The sequence below is a fragment of the Flavobacterium lipolyticum genome (assembly GCF_020905335.1).
Taxonomy (GTDB): Bacteria; Bacteroidota; Bacteroidia; order Flavobacteriales; family Flavobacteriaceae; genus Flavobacterium; species Flavobacterium lipolyticum.
Genome location: NZ_JAJJMN010000001.1, coordinates 3,132,460 through 3,158,528, shown reverse-complemented (window position 1 = coordinate 3,158,528; position 26,069 = coordinate 3,132,460). Strand labels below are relative to the sequence as shown.

General features: G+C 37.2%; 13 protein-coding genes and 1 pseudogene. 3 read left to right on the top strand and 11 right to left on the bottom strand.

Annotated elements, in window-relative coordinates:
- Positions 1-12 precede the first annotated feature (12 nt).
- The gene (locus tag LNQ34_RS13720; protein WP_202702649.1) at positions 13-1,446 is read right to left on the bottom strand and encodes a peptidylprolyl isomerase; all 1,434 of its coding nucleotides are present in this window, start codon (positions 1,444-1,446) and stop codon (positions 13-15) included.
- A 537-nt stretch (positions 1,447-1,983) separates the two neighbouring features.
- Here LNQ34_RS13720 and LNQ34_RS13715 point away from each other — a divergent pair.
- Positions 1,984-3,426 (top strand): alpha-amylase, encoded by a 1,443-nt coding sequence (locus LNQ34_RS13715; protein WP_230000148.1) that lies wholly within the window; start codon positions 1,984-1,986, stop codon positions 3,424-3,426.
- A 69-nt stretch (positions 3,427-3,495) separates the two neighbouring features.
- Positions 3,496-3,938 (top strand): annotated as a pseudogene (locus LNQ34_RS13710) (alpha-amylase domain-containing protein); the annotation flags it as partial.
- Positions 3,939-4,005: 67 nt separating this feature from the next.
- Here LNQ34_RS13710 and LNQ34_RS13705 read toward each other — a convergent pair.
- Positions 4,006-4,857 carry a PorT family protein gene (locus tag LNQ34_RS13705; RefSeq protein ID WP_230000147.1) on the bottom strand — a complete coding sequence of 284 codons (852 nt, stop codon included), beginning with the start codon at positions 4,855-4,857 and terminating at the stop codon, positions 4,006-4,008.
- A gap of 53 nt (positions 4,858-4,910) precedes the next feature.
- Complete coding sequence (locus LNQ34_RS13700; protein WP_230000146.1) at positions 4,911-11,480, bottom strand: MBG domain-containing protein; 6,570 nt, start codon at positions 11,478-11,480, stop codon at positions 4,911-4,913.
- Between the two features lie 598 nt (positions 11,481-12,078).
- Here LNQ34_RS13700 and LNQ34_RS13695 point away from each other — a divergent pair.
- Positions 12,079-13,671: a peptide chain release factor 3 gene (locus LNQ34_RS13695; RefSeq protein ID WP_230000145.1), complete on the top strand. Its 1,593-nt coding sequence runs from the start codon at positions 12,079-12,081 to the stop codon at positions 13,669-13,671.
- A 611-nt stretch (positions 13,672-14,282) separates the two neighbouring features.
- Here the strand turns inward: LNQ34_RS13695 and LNQ34_RS13690 are convergent.
- The 8 genes from LNQ34_RS13690 to nusG all read right to left on the bottom strand — a co-directional run bounded on the left by LNQ34_RS13690 (position 14,283) and on the right by nusG (position 26,058).
- Positions 14,283-14,594 (bottom strand): DUF3467 domain-containing protein, encoded by a 312-nt coding sequence (locus LNQ34_RS13690; protein WP_017496730.1) that lies wholly within the window; start codon positions 14,592-14,594, stop codon positions 14,283-14,285.
- A 12-nt stretch (positions 14,595-14,606) separates the two neighbouring features.
- Positions 14,607-18,914: a DNA-directed RNA polymerase subunit beta' gene (gene rpoC, locus LNQ34_RS13685; RefSeq protein ID WP_202703523.1), complete on the bottom strand. Its 4,308-nt coding sequence runs from the start codon at positions 18,912-18,914 to the stop codon at positions 14,607-14,609.
- 317 nt (positions 18,915-19,231) lie between these two features.
- Positions 19,232-23,044, bottom strand: coding sequence for a DNA-directed RNA polymerase subunit beta (gene rpoB, locus LNQ34_RS13680; protein WP_202703525.1), 3,813 nt, complete (start codon positions 23,042-23,044; stop codon positions 19,232-19,234).
- A 264-nt stretch (positions 23,045-23,308) separates the two neighbouring features.
- Positions 23,309-23,680: a 50S ribosomal protein L7/L12 gene (gene rplL / locus LNQ34_RS13675; protein ID WP_202703522.1), complete on the bottom strand. Its 372-nt coding sequence runs from the start codon at positions 23,678-23,680 to the stop codon at positions 23,309-23,311.
- Positions 23,681-23,772: 92 nt separating this feature from the next.
- Entirely contained in the window at positions 23,773-24,276 is a 504-nt protein-coding gene (gene rplJ, locus LNQ34_RS13670) for a 50S ribosomal protein L10 (RefSeq protein WP_017496726.1), read from the bottom strand.
- Between the two features lie 22 nt (positions 24,277-24,298).
- Positions 24,299-24,988, bottom strand: coding sequence for a 50S ribosomal protein L1 (rplA, locus tag LNQ34_RS13665; protein WP_017496725.1), 690 nt, complete (start codon positions 24,986-24,988; stop codon positions 24,299-24,301).
- Between the two features lie 13 nt (positions 24,989-25,001).
- Positions 25,002-25,439, bottom strand: coding sequence for a 50S ribosomal protein L11 (rplK, locus tag LNQ34_RS13660; RefSeq protein WP_008466923.1), 438 nt, complete (start codon positions 25,437-25,439; stop codon positions 25,002-25,004).
- Positions 25,440-25,506: 67 nt separating this feature from the next.
- Positions 25,507-26,058, bottom strand: coding sequence for a transcription termination/antitermination protein NusG (gene nusG / locus LNQ34_RS13655; RefSeq protein WP_017496724.1), 552 nt, complete (start codon positions 26,056-26,058; stop codon positions 25,507-25,509).
- Between the last annotated feature and the right edge of the window lie 11 nt (positions 26,059-26,069).

Sequence of the window (26,069 nt, the reverse complement as noted above, 5' to 3'; positions counted from 1 at the left end):
ATTTAATAAAAATTATTTTTTTAGCCAATTGTAAACAAACTTACAATCTCTGTACTCTCCAAGAATTTTGATATAGGTATCTTTTATTTTAGTATCAAACCATTTCGAGATTGTCGTGATCTGTTTTTCTTTCAATGCCAGTTCTTTAATTTTAGTGTAGTCCTTAGCATAATCAGCCACGTGTTGTTCAATTCTATTCGTAACTGTGATTATCTTATATGTTTTTTTTCCTTTATCGTCTGTATTTAAAAGTGGCTGTGAAATTTCGTCGTCTTTCAAATTTGAAACCTGACCGTATAAAGTCGGATCCATTTTAGTCAGTTCAAAACGGGTATCCTGAGTATTTGGATTTACCAGTGTTCCTCCGTTTGCTCTTGTCTCTTTTTCATCAGATTCTGTTCTTGCAGCTTCTGCGAAAGTAATCTCTTTATTTATAATCTTATTTCTAACATTAGTGATTCTTTCTTTTGCTTCTTTCAATGCATTTTCAGAAACTGTTGGCGGAATCAAAATATGTCGTAATTCAATTTCCTGTCCTTTAATTTTTTCAACCATGATAATATGGTATCCGAAAGTAGTTTTAAAAGGTTCGGAAATCTCTCCCTGTGCTAAACTAAAAGCTACATCTTTAAATTCTTTGACAAAAGGAGTCTTTCGGGTCATTTTATAAAAACCTCCCGTTGGTGCAGATCCGGGATCTTGCGAATACAATACTGCTTTTGTCGCAAAACTGGATCCCTCAAGAACATCTTTCCTTATCGCATTCAGTCTGTCAATTACCTTCTGCTCATCTTCTTTAGAAACCTTTGGCTCCACAACAATCTGTGCTACTTCCATCTCAGCTCCAAAAGTCGGTAATTCCTCTTTAGGAATCTTTTTAAAGAAGTTACGAACTTCCTCAGGAGTTATTTCTACAGCATCAACAATTTTTTTTGTCATTTCTGACGCTAATTTTTGTTCTTTTAAGATATCTGCAAAATAGGTTTTAAACTCCTCTACAGAATTCTTTTTATAATAGGCTACAACTTTATTAATATCCCCTACCTGCTGTACCATATAATTCAATCGCTCGTCCATCATGCTTCTTACTTCGGCATCACTCACTACGATACTATCCTGAATTGCCTGATGTGCATAAAGTTTATCTTCTAAAAGCTTCCCTAACATCTGACATCTTGTAATGTCTTTTGTAGATCCGCCCTGTGCTGAAATTTCTAAAAATGCTTTATCAATATCTGAATCTAAAACAATATAATCTCCAACTGTAGCAATAATACCATCAACTTTCAACTTCTGCCCGGAGGTCATTGTAATGGCAGGTTTGCTGACTACTGTATCCTTAATAACTTCTTGTGCCGAAATAATTGAGTTGAAAAAAAATAAAAAACACATTGTCAACACGTATCGGAAATCAATTGTTTTTAGCGCTAATTTTTTTAATAACATTATTTAAAATTTAATTTGAATGTAAAGATCCTGCTTTAGAATTTGTCATAAACTAAAATCATTTAAAAAATACCTCAGACCTATAATTCCTGAAATATTAAACAATTAAGATCTAGTTCATTTTGACTTATGACGAACAAAAATAACAATTCAATTACATAATACAACTATCGGCTATACTATTAACAAAAAATTATAGAGATGTATCTCTATTTTCAAAGGAACTAAGTTCTAAGTCTCGTTCAAGGGTTCCGAAAAACCGGCATAAATCATCCTTAAGCCCTGAAAAAATGGGTTATACAACTATACTCTATTACATCTCAAGCTGTTAAACTCCCTTACCCTAAAAAAGTTATCCATACTACAACGTTTTCGTTGAATAACTAATTTCCCGTAAAATCAAATGAAATCAAAAAACACCTACTTTAGATATGTAATTGATAATTTAAAGAGGGATAAATTATAAATAACAACTCTTTTCACCTCTTAAAACTATAATTACAAACTTTTTTAACTTTTTTAACCAACCCGAAAATTATGAAAAAACCAATTTTACAATTTTACCTGATTGCAGCGATTACTGTATTCTTAGGTTCGTGTTCGCAAAATGAAACTACTGAAACAGATTCTAAAGCTCAGAGCGAACAATTCGAAATTATTAACGTTACACATCATGACGGAAGACCATTTAGTACCGGAACTTCCAATTCATCATCGACCGGAAAATATGTAGACAATCCCGGAGGCGGTGTTATGATGCAGGCCTTTTACTGGGATGTTCCTTCGGGAGGAACCTGGTGGAATACGGTGAGCAGTAAAGTAACCGTCTGGTCTAACGCAGGAATTGGTTCGATATGGCTTCCTCCGGCTTCTAAAGCACAAAACGGTGCTTTCTCTATGGGATATGACCCTACAGATTATTTTGATTTTGGAGATTACAACCAAAATGGCTCTGTCGAAACCCGTTTTGGTTCAAAAACCGAACTGGTTAACTTAATTACTAACGCACATGCCGAGAATTTAAAAGTATACGCAGACATTGTGATCAATCACAACAGCGGTGGACAATCGGAAGCAAATCCTTTTACCGGAACAAACACCTGGACTAATTTTAGCGGAGTTGCTTCGGGAAAATTCACTCGTAATTATAACGATTTTTACAAAAACAGCTATGGTAACAATGATGAAGGCGCATTTGGTGGTTTCCCTGATTTATGCCACGCAAACCCACATGTACAAGATTGGCTATGGCTGAGAGCTGACGGAGTGGGAAAATATTATAAAAATACCATGAAATTTGACGGCTGGAGATTCGATTATGTAAAAGGTTTTGGTGCTTGGGTGGTAAACTCCTGGAATGCGAATGTAGGTGGATTTTCTGTTGGTGAATTATGGGATTCTAATGTAAATACTCTGAACGACTGGGCAAACAATGCTAACAGCTCTGTATTCGATTTTGCTTGTTACTATAAAATGAATGATGCTTTTGACGGAAATAATCTGGCACTTTTGAATGATGACATGATGTGGAAAAGAAATCCGTACAAAGCAGTAACCTTCGTAACCAATCATGATACCGATGAAATTTGGAGTAAATTACTCGCTTATTCTTATATCCTGACCCATGAAGGCTATCCTACTATTTTTTACAGAGATTATGAAGAATGGCTGGACAAGAACAAACTAAACAATCTGATCTGGATACACAACAATAAAGCAACCGGAACAACTTCTATTTTATACGCCGACAATGACGAATACATCGCCAGAAGAAACGGCTACAACGGAAATCCCGGATTGGTTGTTTACATTAATAACTCTGATACCTGGCAGGAAAGATGGATTCAGACGAATTGGGCCAATACTCAGATAAAAGATTTTACAGGAAATTCTGGCTGGTATCCTACCACACAGGCTGACAAATGGGTAAAAATACAATGTCCTCCAAAAGGATATTCCATTTGGTCAATTAACCAATAAAGTTTCAATAAGAAAAGAGGGAATCTGCATCATTGAACTGCCCCCAAATAGTTAGACACTATTTGGGGCATGTTCAAAAGAAATCCGTACAAAGCAATAACCTTCGTGACCAATCATGATACCGATGAAATTTGGAATAAATTATTAGCTTATTCTTACGTCCTAACCCATGAAAGCTATCGCACTATTTTCGACAGAGATTATGAAGAATGGCAGGACAAGAACAACTAAACAATCTCATCTGGATACACAACAATAAAACGACCGGAACAACTTCTATTTTATACGCTGACAATGACGAATAGAAATAGTTACAACGGAAATCCCGGATCGGTTGTTTACATTAACAACTCTGACACCTGACAGGAAAGATGGATTCAGACGAATTGGGCAAATCTCAAATAAAAGATTTTACAGGAATCTCAGTCTGGTATCCTACCACACAGGCTGACAAATGGGTAAAAATACAATGTCTTCCAAAAGGATACTCTGTTTGGTCAATTAACCAATAAAGAAGAAGCCGATTTTTAATTTTTCCCAAGCGGGAAAAGGAGTTCTTTAAGATTTTTTATTTGTTAATTAACGTAAAGCAAATCTCAGTTTAAGTCCGTAAGAAACCAGTCTGACATTGTGTACGGATGGAGAATCCAATACGCTGTTGTATTGCAGCTGCACAGGAAGGCCCGGATTGTACTGTACCAGACTTTTGTCTCCATTTTTATTGTAGATGTTATTTAGACCATAATCGATATAAGCCCCAAGATAGAATGAACTTCTGTTCCCAATCTTTTGTTTTACACCTGTTTCAAAAGTAGCAGAGTAAGACACTTTAGTATCTAAATCCTGTTCGCTGATCTTTACATCATTAGTACTTGCAAAACCGGCAAACGCAGGGTTAAATAATTCTACATTGTATTGCGGATAGTAACCGCTTGTAGTAAGGTTTTGAAAGGTACTCTGATAACATCCTTTGATCGCAAATCCTACTTTAGCACCCGCAGCAACGTACAATTGAGTAGTTCCCGGAGTTTCAAATTGAATGGCGATTGGAACATTTATGTAACTCAGGCTTTGTTCTTCTCTGAAGTTAGTGGCTTTGTATCTAAACTGAAAGGTTTCATTTTCGGTATCTTTAGTAACATATTGTCCATTAAAAGAAGCATACTTTGCATCAGAATTATAGGATTGGTACTCCGCTCCAATTCCGATACTTAAGCCTTCGTTTAAATAATAGGAGTATCTGATTCCTGCACTAATTCCGTTTCCGGGTACGATAGTACCACCGCCACTGTACTTAAGAAAAGAACCGGATCCTGCGACGGAGATCGATATTTCCTGTTTTTTATCCTGACTATAGCCCTGGAGGCATATCGCTAAAAACGCCGTAACTGTAGCTATAGATTTTATAGAGGTACTGATATATTTTTTCATCTTAAAGTTGTATTAGCCAGTACCATTTTGAAGTGGTACTGGCATGATTTTGATTATTTTACAAGTACTTTGAATGACTTTTTGATATTACCTGACTCAATAACTACAAGAACCATATTACTCTCAGTACTTGGAGGTAATTGTATTTGTGTCTGAGCAGTAGACGATTTCACTGTTGTAAGTAGTTTACCTGTAACAGAGTAAAGACTTATTTGCATGTTTTCTAAATCACCTTCTGGCAAATCAGCGTCTACAGTAAGCATTTTTCCTGTTTCAACCGGATTTGGATACAATTTAACCTCAAGTGATTTTTGTGTCTTCATTTTAGAAGGACATGTTTGCAGCACTTTACCATCTTTAGTAGTCATTTTTACACTATAGTCGGCAGTAAGATCTAATTTATTCCCCAGATCGTCTCCTGCTGAAAAGTATTGGCCTGTACCAATTAATTGTCCATTTTTAAACCATTGGTATGAAACAAACTCATAACCGCCATTCGTTTGAGGGTTGTTGTTTACGATAAGTACATTATTGAATTTTTGGTGTACAATATCATCGAAATCAAATGGTTTTTCTACAGTTATAGCATAAGTAGCATTAGCACTTCCGTCTTCAGAAGTAATCGTTACATTTTGCGTATAAATTCCAGGTTTAGGTGTATTGATCGTAAAATTAGCTGCAGGCGTAAAGGTTGCATTGGTTGCATTGCTCAATGCTACATTTACGTTGTTCTCGCCACATGCCATCAGGTAATTAATAGTTTTAACCGGATTTGGATAAACTTTAGTACCAACAGTAATTTGAGTTACGGTCAATAGCGTTTTGCCAATGGTCAGTGTACCATTAACATAAGTAAAGTCGTAGTTGCCCGAAGTTCCTCCGCTTATTGTGATAGGATAAGTTCCCGTCGAACTTGACGCTACAGCACTTGTTGTAGCACTTGGCGCTGTGGTAAGACTCCCTACTGTATCTCCGTTTACAAAACCGCTATAAGACAGCGTTAAGACCGGATTAGCAGCTCCATAAACTTTTGATTTATTATCGGCTCTAACGGTCAATGGCGCTTTACCAATGATCAGTGTACCAGCAGCATAAGTTAAGTCGTAGTTCCCCGAAGTTCCGCCGCTTACTGTAATACCATAACTGCCCGCCGGACTTGATGCTACAGCACTTGTTGCAGCACTTGGCACTGTGGTAAGACTCCCTGCCGTATCTCCGTTTACAAAACCGCTATAAGACAGCGTTAAGACCGGATTAGCGGCTCCATAGATTTTTGATTTATTATCGGCCGTAACGATCAATGGCACTTTACCAATGGTAAGTATACCTTTAGCATAAATAAAGTCGTATTTATCTGAACTTCCTCCACTTACTGTAATATCATAACTGCCTGCCGAACTTGATGCGACAGCACTTGTTACGGCACTTGGCGCTGTGGTAAGACTCCCTGCCGTATCTCCGTTTACAAAACCGCTATAAGACACTGTTAAGTTTGGATTGACAGCTCCATAGGCTTTGGATTGATTACCAGCTGTAACCGTTAATTGTGCTTTATTTACAGTTAGTATACCTTTAACATAAGTAAAGTCGTATTTATCTGAAATTCCTCCACTTACTGTAATATCATAACTGCCTGCCGAACTTGATGCGACAGCACTTGTTGCGATACTTGGCGCTGTGGTAAGACTCCCTGCCGTATCTCCGTTTACAAAACCGCTATAAGACACTGTTAAGTCTGGATTGACAGCTCCATAGGCTCTGGATTGATTACCAGCTGTAACCGTTAATTGTGCTTTATTTACAGTTAGTATACCATTAACATAAGTAAAGTCGTAGTTGCCCGAAGTTCCTCCACTTACTGTAATATCATAACTACCCAACGGACTTGATGCTACAGCACTTGTTGCGGCACTTGGCACTGTGGTAAGACTCCCTGCCGTATCTCCGTTTACAAAACCGCTATAAGACACTGTTAAGTCTGGATTGACCGCTCCATAGGCTCTGGATTGATTACCAGCTGTAACCGTTAATTGTGCTTTATTTACAGTTAGTGTACCTTTAGCATAAGTAAAGTCGTATTTATCTGAAATTCCTCCGCCCACTGTAATATCATAACTGCCCGCCGGACTTGATGTTACAGCACTTGTTGTAGCACTTGGCGCTGTGGTAAGACTCCCTGCCGTATCTCCGTTTACAAAACCGCTATAAGACACTGTTAAGTCTGGATTGACAACTCCATAGGCTCTTGATTGATTACCAACTGTAACCGTTAACTGTGCTTTATTTACAGTTAGTGTACCTTTAGCATAAGTAAAGTCGTATTTATCTGAAATCCCTCCGCCTACTGTAATATCATAACTGCCCGCCGGACTTGATGCGACAGCACTTGTTGCGATACTTGGCGCTGTGGTAAGACTCCCTGCTGTATCTCCATTTACAAAACCGCTATAAGACACTGTTAAGTCTGGATTGACAGCTCCATAGGTTCTGGATTTATTATTGGCCGTAACGATCAATGGCACTTTACCAATGGTAAGTATACCTTTAGCATAAGTAAAGTCGTATTTATCTGAAATCCCTCCGCTTACTGTAATATCATAACTGCCCGCCGGACTTGATGCTACAGCACTTGTTACGGCACTTGGCGCTGTGGTAAGACTCCCTGCCGTATCTCCGTTTACAAAACCGCTATAAGACAGTGTTAAGTCTGGATTGACAGCTCCATAGGCTCTGGATTTATTATTGGCCGTAACGATCAATGGCACTTTACCAATGGTAAGTATACCTTTAGCATAAGTAAAGTCGTATTTGTCTGAAATTCCTCCGCTTACTGTAATATCATAACTGCCCGCCGGACTTGATGCTACAGCACTTGTTGCGGCACTTGGCGCTGTGGTAAGACTCCCTGCCGTATCTCCGTTTACAAAACCGCTATAAGACACTGTTAAGTCTGGATTGACAGCTCCATAGGCTTTTGATTTATTATTGGCCGTAACGATCAATGGCACTTTACCAATGGTAAGTATACCTTTAGCATAAGTAAAGTCGTATTTATCTGAAATCCCTCCGCTTACTGTAATATCATAACTACCCGCCGGACTTGATGCGACAGCACTTGTTGTAGCACTTGGCGCTGTGGTAAGACTCCCTGCCGTATCTCCGTTTACAAAACCGCTATAAGACACTGTTAAGTCTGGATTGACAGCTCCATAGGCTCTGGATTTATTACCAGCTGTAACCGTTAATTGTGCTTTATTTACAGTTAGTGCACCTTTAGCGTAAGTAAAGTCGTATTTATCTGAAATTCCTCCGCTTACTGTGATATCATAACTGCCCACCGAACTTGATGTTACAGCACTTGTTGCGGCACTTGGCGCTGTGGTAAGACTCCCTGCCGTATCTCCGTTTACAAAACCGCTATAAGACATTGTGAAGTCTGGATTGACAGCTCCATAGGTTCTGGATTTATTATTGGCCGTAACGATCAATGGCACTTTACCAATGGTCAGTGTACCTTTAACATAAGTAAAGTCGTATTTATCTGAGTTTCCTCCACTTACTGTAATATCATAACTGCCCGCCGGACTTGATGCGACAGCACTTGTTGCGGCACTTGGCGCTGTGGTAAGACTCCCTGCCGTATCTCCATTTACAAAACCGCTATAAGACAGCCTTAAAACCGGATTGGCGGCTCCATAGACTTTTGATTGATTATTGGCCGTAACGGTCAATGGCGCTTTACCAATGGTCAGTGTACCTTTAGCATAAGTAAAGTCGTATTTATCTGAAATTCCTCCGCTTACTGTAATATCATAATTACCCAACGGACTTGATACTACGGCACTTGTTGCAGCACTTGGCGCTGTGGTAAGACTCCCTGCCATATCTCCGTTTACAAAACCGCTATAAGACAGTGTTAAGTCTGGATTGACAGCTCCATAGGCTCTGGATTTATTATTGGCAGTAACGATCAATGGCGCTTTACCAATGGTCAGTGTACCAGCAGCATAAGTAAAGTCGTATTTATCTGAACTTCCTCCGCTTATTGTAATATCATAATTACCCAACGGACTTGATACTACAGCACTTGTTGTAGCACTTGGCGCTGTGGTAAGACTCCCTGCCGTATCTCCGTTTACAAAACCGCTATAAGACAGCGTTAAAGTTGGATTGACCGCTCCATAGGCTCTCGATTGATTATTGGCTGTAACAGTCAATGGGGCTTTGCCAACTACTAAGGTTTCTTGTGCTGTACTCCCATCCGGAGCAGCTATAGTAATGATTGTTGTTCCGGAACCCACAATATGTACTTTGTTGTTTACAATGGTGGCTACTGCAGAATTATTACTGGTATACGACAAGGCCGGGTTTGAGAAAGGAGCATAATTGGCATCTCCATATCTTTTGGTGGTATAATAAGATGAACCATTATAAAATTCCATTTCAGAACAAGCAGCATAAGTACTGTTAGCGTCTAGAACCTCAATACGAATGTTTAACGGAGTTATCGAAAAAGGAAAGTTGACACCTTTATCCGTTGTCAACTGTTTAAAGTCATAATTCATCAGAGGCTGAAAAGTGGCATCCGAAACCGTATTGTAACTGATTCTCACATTTCCGAAATCACCAGCTCTTCCTGGTGCACTTAGCGGTTTTGTTTTATATATCAAACTATTGACTACTGCGGATCCATTAAAATGATAGTTAAGAATACAAGTTGTCCCATTAAAGAAGTCAGAATGATAAAACGTGTTCGGGTTATTGTCATATGAAAGCTCAATTCCATAGTTTCCCGGATGGGTACTAGAAGCAGTTGTCCCGTTGGCCACAACTGATACTTTACTAATAAGAGGATCGATAACCGTCATGATCCCCTTTGTATAGTGAAATTCGTATTTATCTGAACTCCCCCCACTTACTGTGATATCATACCCCCCCATCGGACTTAAAACAAGGGCAGTGCTAGAGACAGCTGGAGCCGTAGTTAAGCTACCTATAGCATCTCCATTTAATAAACCCGAATAAGAAAAGGTAAATTGGGGATTATTTTCTCCCAAATTTTTGGATTTGTTATCAGCAATAATATTTAATGGGGCTTTGTTAACCGTTAAGATTTGTTGTGCTGTACTCCCGTCCGGAGCAGCTATAGTAATAATTGATGTTCCGGAAGCCACAATATGTACTCTGTTGTTTACAATGGTGGCTACTGCAGAATTGCTACTACTGTAGGAGGCATTTGATTCGTTTAAATTCGGGACTACCGGCCGATAATCGAGAGCTCCGTAAGTTTTAGTTACCTTTGATTCAAAAATAAGGTCAGTATAAAATTCCATTTCAGAACAAGCAGCATAACCACCGATACCCTCTAGAACCTCAATACGAATATTTAACGGAGTTATCGGAAAAGGAAAGTTGAAACTTTTAGCCGTTGCCAACTGTCCAAAATCATAATCCATCAGAGGTTGAAAAGTGGCATCCGAAACCGTATTGTAACTGATTTTCACCTTTCCTAAATCACCAGCTCTTCCTAGTGCGCTTTGCGGTTTTGGGCTATATCTCAAACCATTAACTACTGCGGATCCATTAAGACGATAGTTAAGGATAAATGGAGATGTATTAGCAATGGGCCCAGAATGATAATACGTATTCGGGTCATTGTCATATGAGAGCTCAATTCCATAGTTTCCAGTATAGGTAGAAGAAGCAGTTGTCCCGTTGGCCACAATTGATACTTTACTAATAGTAGGATCGATAATCGTCATGGTCCCGTTTGTATAGTGAAATTCATATTTATCTGAACTTCCTCCACTTACTGTGATAGGATAAGTCCCCGTCGGACTTAAAGTACCGGCAGTAGTAGAGACAGCAGGGGCCGTAGTTAAACTAGCTGTAGTATCTCCATTTAAAAACCCCGAATAAGAAAGGGTAAATTGGGGATTATTTTCTCCATTTTTTTTGGATTTGTTATCAGCAATAATACTTAATGGCGCTTTGTTAACCGTTAAAACCTGCTGTATTGTACTCCCATCCGAAGCAGCTAAAGTAATGATTGCTGTTCCAGAAGCCACAATATGCACCTTGTTGTTTACAATGGTGGCTACCGCAGAATTACTACTACTGTAAGAAGTACTTGAATTCAGAGGATCCGGAGAATAATCCGGATCTCCGTAGGTTTTAGTCACCGTTGATGTCAAAAGAGCAGTAGGGTAGATCACAGTTTCAGGAAGATTACTACCATCGATAGTTAACGTTCCGTTTATATGGTTAAAATTGTAGTTATCGAAAGTTTCTCCACTTACGGTAGCAGGATAAGTCCTCAGAATAGTCGAAACTGTAGCCCCAGTTTGGTCAGTTTTAGCACCAGTTAAATTGGTTACAGTATCAGAATCATACCATTGAAAATAGATATTTCCATTCCTATCACCGGTAAACTCATCTAAACCTAAAAGCGACGGCCTATAATTATAAGCTGTCGAAGTGTTATTTACCTCTAATTTTAGCCAATCTGGCTTTACGGGGTAGGATAAAAATGCCGTCACATTGTTTATTGTATTTATATTGCCATAAGAATGAGTAACCAATCCAAAAAAGCATAAATACATCCATAATAATTCTTTCTTCATAAATAATTCTTTTTTAAAAACTGAGTAATTGAGGTTTTAAACCTCTGTATTTTAACATTATTTAACACGAAAATACAAACAATAAAATTCTACCATTATCAATAGAAGCATATGTGTATATATGTATGAAATAACCGACAGGTTTAATGTAATATCTGGTAGCAAGTTTGCTGTTTTAAAAAGAAATAAGGGGGGGGTAAACTACAAATAGCCAACTTTTTCTCTAGATCAAGGCATATTGGTATTTTCCTAGTATTATATGTTGAGAATCTTGCCTGAATCAAATTTTAAATAATAACAATACAACTGAAAAGTCAAATGTATTTATCCAGTACAATACTTAATTATTCCTTTTTTGTTTGTATAAGCTTCTAACTTATCCCATTATAGATGTAATTTCCTCCTGAACTAAAAGCAAAATAGAGTAATAGTAGAGAATAGAAGAGCACCCACGACAAAGTCTTGTATCAAAAAATCTGACCGGTGGTAAAATTTACAGCATCCTTGCTCAATATTGTAATGAGGTTCCCAATTTAAGAAGTGAATATTTTTATTAAGCCGTAATTAATAGTACTTTTGCAACCTATTTATACGAAATATGAGCTTTTTAAAAGAAATACAACGCAGAAGAACATTTGGAATTATATCGCATCCTGATGCCGGTAAAACAACTTTAACTGAAAAATTATTGTTGTTCGGAGGTGCTATTCAGGAAGCGGGAGCTGTAAAAAACAATAAAATTAAAAAAGGAGCCACGAGTGATTTCATGGAAATCGAACGCCAAAGAGGTATTTCGGTTTCAACCTCTGTACTTGCTTTTAATTATAAAGACAAAAAAATCAACATTCTTGATACTCCGGGACACAAGGATTTTGCCGAAGATACTTTTAGAACTTTAACCGCTGTTGATAGTGTTATTGTTGTAATTGACGTTGCTAAAGGGGTCGAAGAACAAACAGAGAAGTTAGTCGCAGTTTGTAGAATGCGTAACATTCCTATGATTGTTTTCATCAACAAATTAGACCGTGAAGGAAAAGATGCTTTTGATTTGATGGACGAAGTAGAACAAAAGCTTGGACTTACGGTTACACCTTTAAGTTTCCCAATTGGTATGGGGTATGATTTTCAGGGGATTTATAATCTTTGGGAAGAAAATATCAATCTTTTTAGTGGAGACAGTCGTAAAAATATCGAAGAGACAATTGCTTTCTCTGATGTTCAGAACAATCCGGAATTAGATAAAATTGTAGGTCAAAAAGCAGCTGAAAAACTTCGTGAAGAATTAGAACTAATTGACGAAGTGTATCCAAAATTTGATCGTCAGGATTATTTAGATGGTAAACTGCAACCTGTCTTTTTTGGTTCAGCTTTGAACAATTTTGGAGTTCGTGAATTGTTAGATTGTTTCGTTACCATTGCTCCGTCTCCAAGACCAAAAGATTCTGAAACTCGTTTGGTGAACCCGAAAGAAGAAAAAATGTCCGGTTTTGTCTTCAAAATCCACGCGAATATGGATCCTAAACACAGAGACCGTTTGGCTTTTATTAAAATTGTTTCAGGAACTTTTGAAAGAAACAAACCTTATTACCACGTTCGTCAAAAGAAAAATTTAAAATTCTCGAGCCCGAATGCTTTCTTTGCAGAGAAAAAAGAAATTGTAGACATTTCTTATCCGGGAGATATTGTTGGACTACACGATACCGGAAATTTCAAAATTGGGGATACCTTAACCGAAGGCGAAATCATGAGTTTCAAAGGAATTCCAAGTTTCTCTCCTGAACATTTCCGATACATTAACAATGCCGATCCTATGAAGGCTAAGCAATTAGACAAAGGTGTGGACCAGTTAATGGATGAAGGTGTGGCGCAGTTGTTTACCTTAGAAATGAACAACCGTAAAGTAATTGGTACTGTTGGAGCGCTTCAATACGAGGTAATTCAGTATCGTTTAGAGCACGAATATGGTGCAAAATGTACTTATGAAAACTTTCCGGTTCACAAAGCTTGCTGGGTAAAACCTGATGATGCAAAAAATGATGAATTCAAAGAATTTAAGCGTATCAAACAAAAATTCCTTGCACATGATAAATATGGTCAGTTGGTATTCCTGGCTGATTCTGACTTCACGATACAAATGACACAAAGCAAATACCCAAGTGTAAAACTGTTCTTTACTTCGGAATTTGACTAAGAAATTTCAAAATTTCAGCTATAAAAAAAGCGCTAATTTTTTACAATTAGCGCTTTTTTTTAATTTGAATTAATCCAACCTTAATTAGTTTTTATACTCCAAAAAATATTATCTTTTTATATAAGCGATCGCAAGCTAGTACAATTCATTTACAACAAGAAATTTTGTCGACGAAAGTAAAAATATATCCGTTGAACAGCATTTCTTGATTGCTTTACTCGCAAATGCACCAGGATTTGTAGCGATTGACAAAATTCACACATCCGTTTTATCACAGTGGTAAAAGTCATCAAAACTTTCTTTACCTGACTTTCCTGTAATTGCTTATACCCTTTCAGGGCAATATGATTCATTATCTTAATTTATAGTGTGTTACACTATTTTCATGCTTTTGGGTTTTCGGCCTATTTTTAAATATTTCAAATAGTTATACCGGTAGAGAACACTAATTATAAAATCAGCCGTAACAAAATGCTCTCTTAAATGAAGAGCTGAAATCGTTAATAAAGGAATAACTTCTATCCACTCCTAACATTTTGTACTGAACCAAAATTTACCTTAGAAATTTAGTTTTTTCCATAAAAAAAGCCCCATTACTGGGGCTTTTAAGTTTATGCTTGTCCCGCAGGACCAAAATTAAGCGGTATTGGAGCTTGTTCTGTCTCTTTGATTTCGCCATGAGCGACTTCAAAACGATGAATATTTTCACCAATTGCTTTTAATAATCTTTTAGCATGTTGTGGTGTCAAGACAATTCTTGACTTTACTTTGGCTTTAGGAATACCAGGCATAATACTCACAAAATCTAAAACAAATTCTGATGATGAGTGATTGATAATCGCCAGATTAGAATAAATTCCTTCTGCAATAGTTTCATCTAACTCGATATTAATCTGTTCTTGTTGTTGGTTCGGATTACTCATAGGTTCCTAATATTAATAAATATATTCTTCTTTATTAGCCATCATTTCATTGTAATCGTCTTTAGATCCTACGATAGTGTTATCGTATTCTCTCATACCAGTTCCCGCAGGAATTCTGTGTCCAACAATTACATTTTCTTTCAATCCTTCTAAATCATCTACTTTACCAGCTACAGCAGCTTCGTTAAGTACTTTCGTTGTCTCCTGGAATGAAGCCGCAGAAATGAATGATTTAGTTTGTAGCGAAGCTCTTGTAATACCTTGTAAAACTGGCGTTGCAGTTGCAGTAATTACATCTCTGGCTACAACCAGATTTTTATCATTTCGTTTCAACAATGAGTTTTCATCACGTAATTCACGAGGAGTAATGATCTGACCTGGTTTTAATACCGCAGAATCACCAGCATCTTCAACTACTTTCATACCGTATAATTTATCGTTTTGAACGATGAAATCTTTAGTGTGAATTAATTGATCCTCTAAGAATAAAGTATCACCCGGATCCTGAACTCTTACTTTACGCATCATTTGACGAATTACTACCTCAAAGTGCTTGTCATTAATTTTTACCCCTTGAAGACGGTATACCTCTTGAATTTCATTTACCAAGTACTGTTGAACAGCAGCCGGTCCTTGAATTCTTAAGATGTCATCTGGTGTAATTGCACCGTCAGACAATGGTACTCCTGCTCTTACGAAGTCATTTTCCTGAACTAAGATCTGGCTTGAAAGTTTAACTAAATACTTTTTAATCTCACCAAATTTAGATTCGATAACGATCTCACGGTTACCTCTTTTGATTTTACCGAAAGAAACAACACCGTCGATCTCAGAAACAACTGCCGGGTTTGAAGGGTTACGAGCCTCAAGCAACTCGGTAATTCTTGGAAGACCTCCTGTAATATCGCCTGCTTTAGAAGAACGACGAGGGATTTTCACTAATACTTTACCTGCTTTAATTTTCTCACCATTCTCAACCATTAAGTGTGCCCCTACTGGTAAGTTGTACGAACGAATCAATTCACCTTCTTTACCGTAAACCAATAAAGTTGGGATTAATTTTTTGTTTCTCGCCTCAGAAATTACTTTCTCCTGGAATCCGGTTTGCTCATCAATTTCAACCATGTACGATTGTCCTTGCTCTAAATCTTCGTAAGCAATTTTACCCGTAAATTCAGAAACAATTACACCGTTATATGGATCCCACTTACAAATTACAGTTCCTTTAGCTACAGCTTCACCATCTTTAACAAAGATACTAGAACCGTAAGGAATATTATGTGTATTTAAAACGATTCCAGTTTTCTCATCAACTAATTTTAACTCCGTTGAACGTGATACTACGATATCTACCGCATTACCTTCGCTGTCCTCACCTTTAACCGTTTTTAAATCTTCAATCTCAAGTCTACCTGCGAATCTTGTAACAATACTAGACTCTTCAGAGATACCTCCTGCAACCCCTCCAACGTGGAACGTACGAAGTGTTAACTGTGTACCAGGCTCTCCAATAGACTGAGCTGCAATAACTCCGACAGCTTCACCTCTTTGTGTCATCTTACCGGTAGCTAAGTTTCTACCGTAACATTTAGCACAAATACCTTTTAAAGCCTCACAAGTTAATGGAGATCTAACTTCTACTCTTTCAATAGGAGAAGCTTCGATAGTCTTCATAATAGCCTCCGTAATTTGGTGACCTGATTGAACTAATACTTCATTAGTTAAAGGATTAATAACATCTTGCAATGCAACACGTCCTAAAATTCTTTCTCCTAATGATTCAACGATTTCCTCATTTTTCTTCAATGCAGAAACTTCAACACCTCTTAAAGTTCCACAATCCTCGATGTTAACAATAACATCCTGAGAAACGTCATGAAGCCTTCTTGTTAAGTAACCAGCATCCGCCGTTTTAAGAGCGGTATCCGCAAGACCTTTACGAGCACCGTGAGTAGAAATGAAGTACTCAAGAATCGAAAGACCTTCCTTAAAGTTAGAAAGAATCGGGTTTTCAATAATCTCACCACCACCGGCAGTAGATTTTTTAGGCTTAGCCATCAAACCACGCATACCTGTTAACTGACGAATCTGCTCCTTAGAACCCCTCGCCCCAGAGTCAAGCATCATATATACAGAGTTGAAACCTTGTTGGTCTTCTCTAATATTTTTCATTGCTAACTCTGTTAACTGAGCATTCGCAGAAGTCCATACGTCAATAACCTGGTTGTAACGCTCGTTATTGGTAATAAGACCCATGTTATAGTTCGTTGAGATACCTTCAACTTGCTCTCTGGCATCTGCAATTAACTTCGTTTTTTGTTCCGGGATTCTAATATCACCTAAAGAGAATGATAAACCTCCTCTAAATGCAAATTTATAACCCATATCTTTCATATTATCCAAGAAAGCTGCCGTTGTAGGTACATCAGTCACACTTAAAATGTGTCCGATAATATCTCTAAGGTTTTTCTTAGTCAATACGTCGTTGATATATCCGGCTGCTTCAGGTACTACCTCGTTAAATAATACACGTCCCGCAGTTGTTTGAATAATTTGGTACACTAATTCTCCAGCCTCATTAAAATCTTTCGCTCTAATTTTCACACGAGCATTCAATTCTAATCTTCCTTCGTTTAATGCAATGTTTACTTCTTCAGCAGAATAGAAAGTCAAATCCTGACCTAAAATAATGTGATCCTCTGTAGAAATACGCTCTTTGGTCATATAGTATAGACCCAAGACCATATCCTGAGAAGGTACAGTAATTGGAGCACCATTTGCAGGGTTAAGGATATTGTGAGAAGCCAACATTAATAATTGTGCCTCTAAAATAGCCTCTGGTCCTAATGGTAAGTGAACCGCCATCTGGTCACCATCAAAATCCGCGTTAAACGCCGTACATACTAATGGGTGTAACTGAATCGCTTTTCCTTCAATTAATTTTGGCTGGAATGCCTGGATACCTAATCTGTGCAAAGTAGGAGCACGGTTTAGTAATACCGGGTGTCCTTTAATTACGTTTTCAAGGATATCCCAAACTACCGGCTCTTTTTTATCGATTATTTTCTTAGCAGATTTTACTGTTTTTACAATACCTCTTTCAATCAATTTACGGATAACGAAAGGTTTGTATAATTCAGAAGCCATATCTTTTGGCAATCCGCATTCGTATAATTTTAACTCAGGACCAACGACGATTACTGAACGAGCAGAATAATCCACACGTTTTCCTAAAAGGTTTTGACGGAAACGTCCTTGTTTACCTTTTAAAGAGTCAGATAATGATTTTAATGGTCTGTTTGATTCTGTTTTAACAGCAGAAGCTTTACGAGTGTTATCAAATAATGAATCTACAGATTCTTGTAACATACGTTTCTCGTTTCTCAAGATCACTTCAGGAGCTTTAATCTCCATTAATCTTTTCAAACGGTTGTTACGGATGATTACACGACGATATAAATCGTTCAAATCTGAAGTTGCAAAACGACCTCCATCAAGTGGTACAAGCGGACGTAATTCTGGCGGGATAACTGGAACCACTTTCATAATCATCCATTCCGGACGATTTTCGCGGTTTAAGTTAGACTCACGGAAAGATTCCACAACTTGTAATCTTTTTAAAGCCTCCGTTTTTCTTTGTTTAGAAGTCTCGTTGTTAGCGCTGTGTCTCAATTCATAAGATAAAGCATCTAAGTCAATACGAGCTAATAAATCCATAATACACTCTGCTCCCATTTTGGCAACAAATTTATTTGGATCTAAATCATCTAAATATTGGTTTTCCTGCGGAAGAGTATCTAAAATGTTTAAGTATTCTTCTTCCGTTAAGAAATCTAATCTTTGTAAAGATTCTCCATCTGCATTTTTAGCAATACCTGCTTGAATTACTACATATCTTTCGTAGTAAATGATCATATCTAATTTCTTAGACGGAAGACCAAGGATATAACCAATTTTGTTTGGAAGAGAACGGAAATACCAGATGTGAGCAATAGGCACAACAAGATTGATGTGTCCTACTCTGTCACGACGTACTTTTTTCTCTGTAACTTCAACACCACAACGGTCGCAAATGATACCTTTGTAACGAATTCTTTTATACTTACCACAAGCACATTCGAAATCTTTTACTGGTCCGAAGATTCTTTCGCAGAAAAGTCCGTCACGCTCTGGTTTGTGAGTTCTGTAGTTAATAGTTTCCGGCTTTAAAACCTCTCCTCTTGATTCTTTCAGGATAGATTCTGGTGAAGCCAATCCAATAGAAATTTTGTTAAATCTTTTTACTGGATTTTTGTCTTTATTGTTTCTGTTATTCATCATAGTTTTTACTATTGATTTATTTTGCAATTAAAAAATTGATTTTTTTTGACGCTATATGCATTAGGCTGTAAGCTTTATGCTCGTGCTTACGGCTTATAGCTTAAGGCCTATGGCATTCAAAATACTACCTCGGGTTACTTCTCAAAACTTCAAAATTTAATTTGAAGCGCTAGTTATAGAATGCCTTGCATTACTATAAAAAATCGGAACGGGTTACGGGTATAAATCTTTAAAAACTTCTAACATTATTAGTAACAGTTAGCAGTCTCAGTTTTCAGTTGTAACTGAATGCTGAGACTGCGACTGAAAACTTTTATTTATTCTTCCAAACGAAGATCTAGACCTAGACCTTTCAATTCGTGCATTAATACATTGAATGATTCTGGTAAACCTGGTTCTGGCATAGTTTCACCCTTAACGATAGCCTCGTAAGTTTTAGCTCTACCGATAACGTCATCAGACTTCACCGTTAAGATTTCACGTAGTGTACTAGAAGCTCCATAAGCCTCAAGTGCCCAAACCTCCATCTCTCCGAAACGCTGACCTCCAAATTGAGCTTTACCTCCAAGTGGCTGTTGCGTAATCAATGAGTATGGTCCGATAGAACGTGCGTGCATCTTATCATCAACCATGTGTCCTAATTTAAGCATGTAAATTACACCCACAGTTGCAGCTTGATGGAAACGCTCTCCGGTACCACCATCATAAAGGTGTGTATGTCCGAAACGTGGTACTCCAGCTTCATCAGTCAAAGCATTGATTTGGTCTAAAGAAGCACCGTCAAAAATTGGAGTAGCAAATTTTCTACCCAAGTTCATACCAGCCCATCCAAGAACAGTTTCATAAATCTGACCAATGTTCATACGAGAAGGTACCCCAAGTGGATTCAATACGATATCTACCGGTGTTCCATCTTCTAAGAATGGCATATCCTCATGACGAACGATTCTTGCAACAATACCTTTGTTACCGTGACGTCCCGCCATTTTATCACCTACTTTTAACTTACGTTTTTTAGCGATATAGATTTTAGCCAATTTCAAGATTCCAGATGGTAATTCATCTCCAACTGTAATAGTGAATTTCTCTCTTCTTAAAGATCCTTGTAAGTCGTTCAGCTTAATTTTATAGTTATGAATTAAATCATTAACCATTTTATTTGTAGCGTCATCGGCAACCCATTGACCTTTGCTCAAGTGAGCAAAATCCTCTACTGCGTAAAGCATTTTTTGAGTATATTTTTTACCTTTTGGTAAAACTTCTTCACCCAAATCGTTCATTACACCCTGAGATGTTTTTCCGTTAACGATCAGGAATAATTTCTCTACTAATCTGTCTTTTAATTCAACAAACTTAGTTTCGAATTCCATTTCTAAAGCGCCTAAAGCATCTTTATCCTGAGTACGTTTACGTTTATCCTTAACGGCTCTTGCAAATAATTTTTTGTCAAGAACTACACCATGTAAAGATGGAGAAGCTTTCAATGAAGCATCTTTTACATCACCTGCTTTATCCCCGAAGATTGCACGAAGCAATTTCTCTTCCGGAGTAGGATCTGATTCTCCTTTTGGTGTAATTTTTCCGATCAAAATGTCGCCAGGCTTAACCTCTGCTCCAATTCTAATCATACCGTTTTCATCTAAATCTTTAGTAGCTTCTTCAGAAACGTTAGGAATATCGTTTGTTAACTCTTCGTTTCCTAACTTAGTATCTCTAACCTCTAATGAATAATCATCAACGTGGATAGAAGTAAAAATATCATCACGAACTACTTTTTCAGAAATTACAATCGCATCCTCAAAGTTATACCCTTTCCATGGCATGAACGCAACTTTTAAGTTTCTACCTAAAGCTAATTCCCCATTTTGAGTAGCATATCCTTCTGATAATACTTGTCCAAGAACCACTCTGTCACCTTTTCTTACGATTGGTTTCAGGTTGATACTTGTTCCCTGATTGGTTTTTCTAAATTTAATTAAGTTGTATGTTTTCTCATCAGCATCAAAACTTACCATTCTTTCATCTTCAGTACGGTCGTATTTGATAGTAATGATATTTGCATCAACGTATTCAACAGTTCCATCTCCTTCAGCATTAATTAATACTCTAGAATCTGAAGCTACCTGACGCTCTAAACCTGTACCAACGATTGGTGCTTCCGGGCGGATCAAAGGAACCGCCTGACGCATCATGTTAGATCCCATCAACGCACGGTTCGCATCATCATGTTCCAAGAAAGGAATTAACGAAGCCGAAATCGAAGCAATCTGGTTAGGTGCAACGTCTGTATAATGTACCACTGAAGGTTCAACAACCGGGAAGTCACCTTCCTCACGAGCAATAACATTAGTTGCCGTAATTTTACCAGTCTCATCCATTTCAATGTTTGCCTGAGCAATCATTTTTCCTTCTTCTTCTTCAGCGCTTAAGTAAATTGGAGTACTTTCTAAATCAACTACACCATTAGTTACTTTACGGTATGGAGTTTCGATGAATCCCATTCCGTTTACTTTTGCATAAACACCAAGAGATGAAATCAAACCAATGTTTGGTCCCTCAGGAGTTTCAATCGGACATAAACGACCATAGTGTGTATAGTGAACGTCACGAACCTCGAAACCAGCTCTTTCTCTCGAAAGTCCACCTGGTCCAAGTGCAGAAAGTCTTCTCTTGTGTGTAATCTCAGCTAATGGATTCGTTTGGTCCATAAATTGAGACAACTGGTTTGTACCAAAGAAAGAGTTGATAACTGATGATAATGTTTTAGCATTGATCAAATCAATTGGTGTAAACACCTCGTTATCTCTAACGTTCATTCTCTCACGAATAGTTCTCGCCATACGTGCTAAACCAACACCGAATTGCTGAGACAATTGTTCTCCAACTGTTCTAACACGACGGTTTGATAAGTGATCAATATCATCAATCTCAGCTTTTGAGTTGATCAATTCGATCAAATATTTCACGATTGTAATGATATCTTCTTTGGTAAGCACTTGCTTGTCCATAGGGATATCTAAATCTAACTTTTTGTTCATTCTGTAACGACCAACTTCACCTAAGTTATAACGTTGATCAGAGAAGAACAATTTATCAATAATACCACGAGCAGTTTCTTCATCAGGCGGTTCTGCATTACGCAATTGTCTGTAGATATGCTCAACAGCTTCTTTTTCAGAGTTTGTTGGATCTTTTTGTAACGTGTTGTGGATAATAGCATAATCAGCTTGGTTATTATCCTCTTTGTGTAACAAAATAGATTTAACGTTAGAATCGATGATCTCTTCCACATTATCTTTGTCGATAATAGTATCACGATCAAGGATGATTTCGTTACGTTCGATAGAAACTACCTCTCCGGTATCTTCATCAACGAAATCCTCGTGCCAAGTGTTCAATACACGCGCAGCAAGTCTTCTTCCAATATACTTTTTGATACCTGTTTTAGAAACTTTAATTTCTTCAGCTAAGTCGAAAATTTCAAGGATATCCTTATCTCTTTCGAAACCAATAGCACGGAACAAAGTTGTTACCGGTAATTTTTTCTTTCTATCGATATACGCGTACATAACGCTGTTAATATCTGTAGAAAATTCTATCCAGGATCCTTTAAAAGGAATTACTCTGGCAGAATATAATTTTGTTCCATTTGCGTGGAATGATTGTCCAAAGAAAACCCCAGGAGAACGGTGTAGCTGAGATACTACTACACGCTCGGCACCATTAATTACAAAGGTACCACTTGGTGTCATGTAAGGAATTGTTCCAAGATAAACATCTTGTACAATAGTTTCAAAATCTTCGTGTTCTGGGTCTGTACAGTATAGTTTTAACCTGGCTTTTAAAGGCACACTATAGGTAAGTCCTCTCTCTATACATTCTTGAATTGTATAACGTGGTGGGTCTACAAAATAATCCAGGAACTCCAATACAAAGTTGTTTCTTGTATCTGTAATTGGAAAGTTTTCCATGAAGGTGTTGTATAGACCTTCGTTGCCTCTTTCGTCAGATTTAGTTTCTAATTGAAAAAAATCTTTAAAAGATTTAACCTGAACATCTAGAAAATCCGGATAGTCAGGAATATTTTTTGTAGAGGCAAAATTCAATCTTTCAGTCTGATTTGTTATCATCAATGAACAAAATTTTGATTAAAAAAAAGTAGTTTTTTGTGTAAAACACATTGTTTAGTTTATACTTTCTTTTTAGAATCAACACATCTTTAAAAATAAACCGGATAAACCAAGTTCCATTTTTTTTCTTCGTATTGATCAAAAACTCTTCCGTATTTTAAACTATTTGATAATAAAATTTAATGTATTTTATTATACGAAAAATGGTTTAGGCCTTTGAGTGTTAACTCAGGACCTAAACCTAGTTCTTAAAACTGAGTTAAATTATTTAAGCTCAACTACAGCTCCAGCTTCTTCTAATGATTTTTTAAGACCTTCAGCCTCTTCTTTAGAAACACCTTCTTTAACGTTACTTGGAGCACCGTCAACTACATCTTTAGCTTCTTTAAGACCTAAACCTGTAAGTTCTTTTACTAATTTTACAACAGCTAATTTAGAAGCTCCAGCTTCTTTCAATACAACTGTAAATTCAGTTTGTGCTTCTTCTTGAGTACCTTCTCCACCACCAGCAGCAACTACTACAGCTGCAGCAGCAGGCTCGATACCATACTCGTCTTTTAATATTGTTGCTAATTCGTTAACTTCTTTAACTGTTAAGTTAACTAATTGTTCTGCGAATTGTTTCAAATCTGCCATTTTTTCTATCGTTTAAAATGATTTGTAAAATTATATTTTGTTTATTGTGCGCTATTTAAGCAGCAAGGAGAATAAACTCCCTGCGATAATTATTATGCTTCAGTTTCTTCTTCGCTACCAGCAAATTTGTTTTGTAAAGCAGAAATAATTCTTTGAGCTGGTGATTGCAATAATCCGATAAGTTCTCCAAGAAGTTCTTCTTTAGACTTAATAGTTGCTAATGCATCTAATTGATTATCTCCAATGTAAATTTCATTATTAATGAAAGCACCTTTTAAAACTGGTTTATCAGATTTCTTACGGAAATCTTTGATAATTTTTCCAGGAGCATTAGCTACATCAGAAATAAATATAGCACTGTTACCAGTTAAAACTGTTGGTAAATCACCATAATCATTAGCAGAAGCTTCCATTGCTTTTGCAAGCAAAGTGTTCTTAACAACTTCTAATTTGATTCCAGCTTTAAAACAAGCTCTACGTAAGTTTGAAGTTGTCTCTGCGTTTAAACCAGAAATATCAGATACATAAATGATATTTGTACCAGCTAACTGCGCAGTTAAATTTTCAATCGCGATTGATTTTTCTTCTCTAGTCATACTAAAAATTTTTAACTACCAATTATACTGCTTTTGGGTCTAATGCAATAGCAGGACTCATAGTGCTTGTAAGGTGAATACCTTTAATGTAGGTACCTTTAGCAGCAGTTGGTTTAAGTTTTATTAATGTTTGAATAATTTCGTGTGCGTTGTCAACAATTTGCTCAGCTCCAAAAGAAACTTTACCAATTCCTGCGTGAACGATACCAGTTTTATCAACTTTAAAGTCAATTTTACCAGCTTTAACCTCTGCAACAGCTTTTGCAACATCCATAGTTACAGTACCTGTTTTAGGGTTTGGCATTAAACCTCTAGGTCCTAAAATACGACCTAATGGACCTAATTTACCCATAACAGCTGGCATAGTGATGATTACATCAACATCAGTCCAACCGTCTTTAATTTTTTGTAAATAATCGTCAAGACCTACATAGTCTGCACCAGCTTCTTTAGCTTCCGCTTCTTTATCTGGAGTAACTAATGCTAATACTTTAACATCTTTACCTGTTCCGTGAGGTAATGTAACCACACCTCTTACCATTTGATTCGCTTTTCTAGGATCTACACCCAAACGAACTGCGATATCAACAGACTCATCAAATTTTGCAGAAGCAACAACTTTCAATAATGCCGCAGCATCTTTTAGAGAGTATAATTTGTTCTTTTCAATTTTTGAAGCAGCCTCTTTTTGCTTTTTTGTTAATTTTGCCATGTCTTTTTCTTAATTAAAAAGGAGCATCTCCTGATACAGTTATACCCATAGATCTAGCTGTTCCAGCAACCATACTCATAGCTTTCTCAATTGTGAAAGCGTTTAAGTCCGGCATTTTGTCTTCAGCAATAGTTCTAATTTGTTCCCAAGTAACGCTAGCTACTTTTTTACGATTAGGCTCACCAGAACCAGATTTTAGCTTTGCAGCTTCCATTAACTGAACTGCTGCTGGAGGAGTCTTAACGACAAAATCAAATGATTTGTCTTTATACACAGTGATTTGCACTGGGCAAATTTTGCCAGGTTTATCCTGAGTTCTAGCATTAAATTGCTTACAGAACTCCATGATATTAACCCCAGCAGCTCCTAAAGCAGGTCCAACCGGTGGCGACGGGTTCGCAGCACCTCCCTTAACTTGTAGTTTAACTACCTTACTAATTTCTTTAGCCATTTTTAAAAAATTTATCACTGTAATCAATGGAAGCGATTACAATGGTTTATTATAGTGTAACAAAAAATTATACTTTTTCTACTTGCATAAAGCTCAATTCTAATGGTGTCTTTCTTCCGAAAATCTTAACCATAACTTCAAGTTTACGCTTTTCTTCATTGATTTTTTCAACCGAACCGTTAAACCCGTTAAAAGGACCATCGATCACTTTTACCGTTTCACCCAGGCTGAAAGGAATAGCACGAGTATCTGTATTAACAGCCAACTCATCCACTTTACCTAACATTCTATTTACTTCAGAAAGTCTCAAAGGAACCGGTTCCCCGCCTTTGATCTCACCTAAAAACCCAATTACACTAGTAATTGACTTAATAATATGAGGTATCTCACCAACTAAATTGGCTTCGATCATAACATATCCAGGGAAATAAACTTTATCCTTAGACATTTTCTTTCCTTCTTTTACAGTAACTACTTTTTCTGTAGGTACTAAAACTTGGGAAACATAATCGCCCATACCTAATCTGGCAATCTCAGTTTCGATGTAAGCTTTGACTTTGTTTTCTTGCCCGCTTACAGCTCTAACCACATACCATTTTTTCACATTATTATCTGCCATCACAAAAAAAA

Bases quoted from the DNA above. Each gene is read 5' to 3' on its own strand.
- LNQ34_RS13720 (WP_202702649.1), bottom strand. From the start codon at position 1,446: ATGTTATTAAAAAAATTAGCGCTAAAAACAATTGATTTCCGATACGTG.
- LNQ34_RS13715 (WP_230000148.1), top strand. From the start codon at position 1,984: ATGAAAAAACCAATTTTACAATTTTACCTGATTGCAGCGATTACTGTA.
- LNQ34_RS13705 (WP_230000147.1), bottom strand. From the start codon at position 4,857: ATGAAAAAATATATCAGTACCTCTATAAAATCTATAGCTACAGTTACG.
- LNQ34_RS13700 (WP_230000146.1), bottom strand. From the start codon at position 11,480: ATGAAGAAAGAATTATTATGGATGTATTTATGCTTTTTTGGATTGGTT.
- LNQ34_RS13695 (WP_230000145.1), top strand. From the start codon at position 12,079: ATGAGCTTTTTAAAAGAAATACAACGCAGAAGAACATTTGGAATTATA.
- LNQ34_RS13690 (WP_017496730.1), bottom strand. From the start codon at position 14,594: ATGAGTAATCCGAACCAACAACAAGAACAGATTAATATCGAGTTAGAT.
- rpoC (WP_202703523.1), bottom strand. From the start codon at position 18,914: ATGATGAATAACAGAAACAATAAAGACAAAAATCCAGTAAAAAGATTT.
- rpoB (WP_202703525.1), bottom strand. From the start codon at position 23,044: ATGATAACAAATCAGACTGAAAGATTGAATTTTGCCTCTACAAAAAAT.
- rplL (WP_202703522.1), bottom strand. From the start codon at position 23,680: ATGGCAGATTTGAAACAATTCGCAGAACAATTAGTTAACTTAACAGTT.
- rplJ (WP_017496726.1), bottom strand. From the start codon at position 24,276: ATGACTAGAGAAGAAAAATCAATCGCGATTGAAAATTTAACTGCGCAG.
- rplA (WP_017496725.1), bottom strand. From the start codon at position 24,988: ATGGCAAAATTAACAAAAAAGCAAAAAGAGGCTGCTTCAAAAATTGAA.
- rplK (WP_008466923.1), bottom strand. From the start codon at position 25,439: ATGGCTAAAGAAATTAGTAAGGTAGTTAAACTACAAGTTAAGGGAGGT.
- nusG (WP_017496724.1), bottom strand. From the start codon at position 26,058: ATGGCAGATAATAATGTGAAAAAATGGTATGTGGTTAGAGCTGTAAGC.